The 5,340-nt window shown below is 56.2% G+C and carries 3 rRNA genes; all 3 read right to left on the reverse strand.

Annotation, left to right across the window (positions count from 1 at the left end):
• Positions 1-4 precede the first annotated feature (4 nt).
• Positions 5-121, reverse strand: a 5S ribosomal RNA gene (rrf, locus tag IFY26_RS17365).
• A gap of 145 nt (positions 122-266) precedes the next feature.
• A 23S ribosomal RNA gene (locus tag IFY26_RS17370) occupies positions 267-3,382 on the reverse strand.
• A gap of 410 nt (positions 3,383-3,792) precedes the next feature.
• Positions 3,793-5,303, reverse strand: a 16S ribosomal RNA gene (locus IFY26_RS17375).
• Together the 16S, 23S and 5S rRNA genes form the textbook arrangement of a ribosomal RNA operon.
• Between the last annotated feature and the right edge of the window lie 37 nt (positions 5,304-5,340).

A 5,340-nucleotide genomic window follows, 5' to 3' on the forward strand; every position in this document is an offset into this window, starting at 1 on the left:
GGTTGTTCGGCGGTGTCCTACTCTCCCACACCCTCACGAGTGCAGTACCATCGGCGCTGAAAGGCTTAGCTTCCGGGTTCGGAATGGGACCGGGCGTTTCCCTTTCGCCATGACCACCGAAACAATCTTGAATTTTTCATCCCACACCCACCAGGTGTGAGGGACAATCGGGCCAACCAACCCAACCTCAGGGGTTGTTGTTCCAGATATCGTACAGTGGACGCGAACACACACAAGTCAATGCCAACACAACATTTTTTTGGTGGTGTGACAAGCCCTCGGCCTATTAGTACCAGTCAGCTCCACACATTACTGTGCTTCCACATCTGGCCTATCAACCCCGTGGTCTCCAGGGGGCCTTACCCACTCAAGGTGGTGAGAGTCCTCATCTTGAAGCGTGCTTCCCGCTTAGATGCTTTCAGCGGTTATCACTTCCCAACGTAGCCAACCAGCCATGCACCTGGCGGTACAACTGGCACACCAGAGGTTGGTCCGTCCCGGTCCTCTCGTACTAGGGACAGCCCTTCTCAAGACTCTAACGCGCGCAGCGGATAGGGACCGAACTGTCTCACGACGTTCTAAACCCAGCTCGCGTGCCGCTTTAATGGGCGAACAGCCCAACCCTTGGGACCGACTCCAGCCCCAGGATGCGACGAGCCGACATCGAGGTGCCAAACCATGCCGTCGCTATGGACGCTCGGGCAAGATCAGCCTGTTATCCCCGGGGTACCTTTTATCCGTTGAGTGACGGCGCTTCCACACGCCACCGTCAGATCACTAGTCCCGACTTTCGTCCCTGCTCGACATGTCTGTCTCACAGTCAAGCCCCCTTGTGCACTTACACTCGAAACCTGATTGCCAACCAGGCTGAGGGAACCTTTGGGCGCCTCCGTTACCTTTTGGGAGGCGACCGCCCCAGTCAAACTACCCATCAGGCACTGTCCCTGAACCCGATCAGGGTCCGAGGTTAGATAACCAGAACGACCAGAGTGGTATTTCAACGATGACTCCACACCCACTGGCGTGAATGCTTCACAGTCTCCCACCTATCCTACACAAGTCGTACCGATCACCAATACCAAACTATAGTAAAGGTCCCGGGGTCTTTCCGTCCTGCTGCGCGTAACGAGCATCTTTACTCGTAGTGCAATTTCGCCGAGTTCGTGGTGGAGACAGCGCCCAAGTCGTTACTCCATTCGTGCAGGTCGGAACTTACCCGACAAGGAATTTCGCTACCTTAGGATGGTTATAGTTACCACCGCCGTTTACTGGGGCTTAAGTTCACCGCTTCGCCTCACGGCTAACAGTTCCCCTTAACCTTCCAGCACCGGGCAGGAGTCAGTCCGTATACATCGTCTTACAACTTCGCACGGACCTGTGTTTTTAGTAAACAGTCGCTTGGGCCTGGTCTCTGCGACCCTCCCCGCTACCCCCAGCAATGTGGGTTCACGGTTCAGGCCCCCCTTATCCCGAAGTTACGGGGGCATTTTGCCGAGTTCCTTCACCACGATTCTCTCGATCGCCTCAGTATTCTCTACCTATCCACCAGTGTCGGTTTAGGGTACGGGCGGCTCACAACTCGCTCACGAAGCTTTTCTAGGCAGCATAGGATCACCCACACCAGAAGCCGAAACCCCCAGTGCCATCAACTCTCAGCCACACAGCACACGGATTTACCTATGCGCCGGCCTACCATCTTAGCCCACGACAACCATCGCGTGGGATGGGCTACCTTCCTGCGTCCCTCCGCAGCTTGCCTACTACCAGCTCAGGTCACAGACTCAACCACCCACAACCCCCGAAGGGATCGACGGGCAATCTCGCGTGCTTAGTATCACTAGCCTCAGCACGGGCGTTGCTTCGCCGGTACCAGAATATCAACTGGTTGTCCATCGACTACGCCTGTCGGCCTCGCCTTAGGTCCCGACTCACCCAGGGCAGATTAGCTTGACCCTGGAACCCTTGGATAATCGGCGGACGGGTTTCTCACCCGTCATTCGCTACTCATGCCTGCATTCTCACTCGCATGCCCTCCACGACTGGGTCACCCCGCCGCTTCACCGGACACACGACGCTCCCCTACCCATCCACACACCTAGAGACAAAGTCCCAAGTACACGCGTGAATGCCACAGCTTCGGCGGACTGCTTGAGCCCCGCTACATTGTCGGCGCAGAATCACTTGACCAGTGAGCTATTACGCACTCTTTCAAGGGTGGCTGCTTCCAAGCCAACCTCCTGGTTGTCTTCGCAACTCCACATCCTTTTCCACTTAGCAGTCCCTTAGGGGCCTTAGCTGGTGATCTGGGCTGTTTCCCTCTCGACTATGAAGCTTATCCCCCACAGTCTCACTGCCGCACTCTCACTTACCGGCATTCGGAGTTTGGCTGATTTCGGTAAGCTTGTGGGCCCCATAGACCATCCAGTGCTCTACCTCCGGCAAGAAACATGCGACGCTGCACCTAAATGCATTTCGGGGAGAACCAGCTATCACGGAGTTTGATTGGCCTTTCACCCCTATCCACAGCTCATCCCCTCGGTTTTCAACCCAAGTGGGTTCGGGCCTCCACGACGTCTTACCGTCGCTTCACCCTGGCCATGGATAGATCACTCCGCTTCGGGTCTAGAGCATGCGACTCAAACGCCCTCTTCGGACTCGCTTTCGCTACGGCTACCCCACACGGGTTAACCTCGCCACACACCCCTAACTCGCAGGCTCATTCTTCAAAAGGCACGCCGTCACCCCACAAGGAGGCTCCGACGGATTGTAGGCGGCCGGTTTCAGGTACTATTTCACTCCCCTCCCGGGGTACTTTTCACCTTTCCCTCACGGTACTTGTCCGCTATCGGTCATCAAGGAGTATTTAGGCTTGACGGGTGGTCCCGCCAGATTCACACAGAATTCCAGGAGTTCCGTGCTACTTGGGAACACTGCCACGAGAGACACACTTACGCCTACACGACTATCACGCACTATGGTGCCCCATCCCAGAGGCTTCAACTTCGCATGTCTTTTATCACTCGCCCACCAGATGACAGCCCAGTGAAGCAGGTCCCACAACCCCCAGCATGCAACGCCTGTCAGCTCTCACACACACCAGGTTTGGCCTCATCCGCTTTCGCTCGCCACTACTCACGGAATCACAATTGTTTTCTCTTCCTGCGGGTACTGAGATGTTTCACTTCCCCGCGTTCCCTCCAACACCCCTATACATTCAGAGTGAGGTCGCCGGACATGACTCCGGTACTTTCGAGGTTTCCCCATTCGGACATCCACGGATCAAAGCTCGCTTACCAACTCCCCATGGCTTATCGCAGGTTGCAACGTCCTTCATCGGCTCTTGATGCCAAGGCATCCACCGACCGCCCTTAGTAGCTTGTCACCAAAAAAACGATCAACAAAAACTACAAGATGCTCGCGTCCACTATACAATTCTCAAACAACAACCACCCACCAACCACCCCACACCAACCGATGCAAGACAAGCTGACAGCCAGCAAACAAATTTGGTTTGAAACCCCACCCGCCCCCAACAAACACCAGGGACGACACAGTGGAAATTCCAGAACCCAACAGCGCGCACACACCCCCACCCACAACCAACACACACCCTTCCACACCCACACCCCCCAAAAAAGAGGGCCGAGCAGTACCAGACGCGCACCAGCCACCAGGCAAGAGCACTCGATCAATGCTTCCACAATCAAAAACCCACCCCACCCCCACCACACACGGGCGAGAAAGCAGGACGCCTCCGGGCCAGTCAGACCCGATAGACAATGGGCTCCCTAGAAAGGAGGTGATCCAGCCGCACCTTCCGGTACGGCTACCTTGTTACGACTTAGTCCTAATTACCGATCCCACCTTCGACGGCTCCCCCCACAAGGTTGGGCCACCGGCTTCGGGTGTTACCGACTTTCATGACTTGACGGGCGGTGTGTACAAGGCCCGGGAACGTATTCACCGCAGCAATGCTGATCTGCGATTACTAGCGACTCCGACTTCATGGGGTCGAGTTGCAGACCCCAATCCGAACTGAGACTGGCTTTACGGGATTCGCTCAACCTCGCGGCATCGCAACCCTTTGTACCAGCCATTGTAGCATGCGTGAAGCCCTGGACATAAGGGGCATGATGACTTGACCTCATCCCCACCTTCCTCCGAGTTGACCCCGGCAGTCTCCCATGAGTTCCCGCCATTACGCGCTGGCAACATAGGACGAGGGTTGCGCTCGTTGCGGGACTTAACCCAACATCTCACGACACGAGCTGACGACAGCCATGCACCACCTGCACACCAGCCCAAAGGGAACATCCATCTCTGAATGCGTCTGGTGCATGTCAAACCCAGGTAAGGTTCTTCGCGTTGCATCGAATTAATCCGCATGCTCCGCCGCTTGTGCGGGCCCCCGTCAATTCCTTTGAGTTTTAGCCTTGCGGCCGTACTCCCCAGGCGGGGCACTTAATGCGTTAGCTACGGCACGGAACCCGTGGAATGGGTCCCACACCTAGTGCCCACCGTTTACGGCGTGGACTACCAGGGTATCTAAGCCTGTTTGCTCCCCACGCTTTCGCTCCTCAGCGTCAGGAAAGGTCCAGAGAACCGCCTTCGCCACTGGTGTTCCTCCTGATATCTGCGCATTCCACCGCTCCACCAGGAATTCCGTTCTCCCCTACCTTCCTCAAGTCTGCCCGTATCGAAAGCAAGCACACCGTTAAGCGGCGTGTTTTCACTCCCGACGCAACAAACCACCTACGAGCTCTTTACGCCCAATAAATCCGGACAACGCTCGCACCCTACGTATCACCGCGGCTGCTGGCACGTAGTTAGCCGGTGCTTCTTCTCCGCCTACCGTCTTCAATTCGTCGGCGGTGAAAGCGGTTTACAACCCGAAGGCCTTCATCCCGCACGCGGCGTTGCTGCATCAGACTTCCGTCCATTGTGCAATATTCCCCACTGCTGCCTCCCGTAGGAGTCTGGGCCGTATCTCAGTCCCAGTGTGGCCGGTCGCCCTCTCAGGCCGGCTACCCGTCAAAGCCTTGGTAGGCCATCACCCCACCAACAAGCTGATAGGCCGCGAGCCCATCCCCCACCAAAAAATCTTTCCACCCACCACCATGCAGTGACAGGTAATATCCGGTATTAGCTGAAGTTTCCCACAGTTATCCCAGAGTGAAGGGCAGGTTGCTCACGTGTTACTCACCCGTTCGCCACTAACCACCCCAAAGAGTGATCCGTTCGACTTGCATGTGTTAAGCACGCCGCCAGCGTTCGTCCTGAGCCAGGATCAAACTCTCCATCGAAAAACAATGACGAGCAAAACCTGACCAACCAACCCCC

Source organism: Propioniciclava soli (genome assembly GCF_014858005.1).
Taxonomy (GTDB): domain Bacteria; phylum Actinomycetota; class Actinomycetes; order Propionibacteriales; family Propionibacteriaceae; genus Propioniciclava; species Propioniciclava soli.